This is a genomic window from Bradyrhizobium diversitatis, from assembly GCF_016031635.1.
Classification (GTDB): domain Bacteria; phylum Pseudomonadota; class Alphaproteobacteria; order Rhizobiales; family Xanthobacteraceae; genus Bradyrhizobium; species Bradyrhizobium diversitatis.
The window spans coordinates 1-1270 of sequence record NZ_JACEGD010000098.1; the positions used below are offsets into that span (position 1 = coordinate 1).

General features: G+C 60.9%; 1 protein-coding gene. It reads right to left on the reverse strand.

Annotated elements, in window-relative coordinates; translation table 11 throughout:
- Positions 1 to 31: 31 nt before the first annotated feature.
- Entirely contained in the window at positions 32 to 1177 is a 1146-nt protein-coding gene (locus H1B27_RS39590) for an IS630 family transposase (RefSeq protein ID WP_197969771.1), read from the reverse strand.
- Positions 1178 to 1270 lie beyond the last annotated feature (93 nt).

A 1270-nucleotide genomic window follows, 5' to 3' on the forward strand; every position in this document is an offset into this window, starting at 1 on the left:
CTAGGTCAGCGTTTTCTTGGTTTGAATCATATCAGGCGGCCTCGGCAAGCTTGTAGGACCAAGTGTGGATGACAGGGTGGCGATTGACATCGTCGATGCCGGCCATGATGCGCTGCTTGAGCTCGTGTTTTGAAGTCACCCGGATGTGGCGCAGGACGGAGCGGGCGAACTTGGAGAAGAAGCCCTCGATGAGGTTGAGCCAGGAGCCGTGCTTGGGCGTGAAGGTAAATTCGAAGCGGCCGGCCGGTCGTGTATCGAGCCAGGCTCTGGTCTCTCTCGATATGTGGGCGGAATGATTGTCGAGGATCAACTTGATCGCGGTGCGGGGCGGATAGGCGGCATCGAGAAGCTTGAGGAATTCGATGAACTCTCGGCTGCGGTGGCGGTCTTTGACGAGAGCGTGGACCTTCCCGGTCAGCAGATCGATTCCAGCCAACAAGCTGAGCGTGCCATGACGCCGATACTCAAAATCGCGCGCAAAGGCCGGATAGACGCCTGGCACGGGTGGCAAATCCGGCGCCGTCGTCGCGATGGCCTGGATCCCCGGCTTTTCGTCGTAGGAGACGATCGTCACCGGCTTGCCCGATTTCCTGGACCTGGCGGCGGCCTTTTTCAGGACCTGAACCTCGCGATAGACACACAGAACCTCGGCCATCTTCTGCTCGAATTCGGCGTCGCGACGTTCCAAATAGTAGCGCACCTTGTGCGGCTTGATTTCCTCTTGGCCGAGCAGCTTGCATACCGTGCCCTGCACCAGATGGGCGAGACATTCATGTCCCGCCCCCGGTCCGTGCTCGCGCGCATGGCGGGCCAGCAGGCGCGTCGTCCACATCTCATGCGGATAGCCATGGTCCTTGGCTTTGTCGCACGCCAAAGACACCAGCCAGGCCTTGGCCTCCGGCGTGATCACCGGCTCCTTGCCCGGTCGCGGGCGCTCGTCGAGCGCCGCCAATGCACCGTCAGCCACCGCCCTTTCGACGCAGCGCTGGACCGTCTGATGATGGGCGCCAAGTCTTTGACCTACCGCAAAGAACGACGGGTTCTCACGGTAGGCAAGCAGCATCGCGGCCCGCGACACCCGGCGTGCCGGTTCGGTCCTCGACCGCGAAAGAGCCGTCAACGTTTCAATCTCCTCATCGGTCATCGCCAACTCGACCGCTTGCCGCCGTCCTGCCATGGTGAAACTCCTCGTTCAGTCAATCGCAAACGAGGAATCCACGAACGAACGTACCGTTCCATCACTGCCAAGTTCACGGAATCGGTCGTCTAG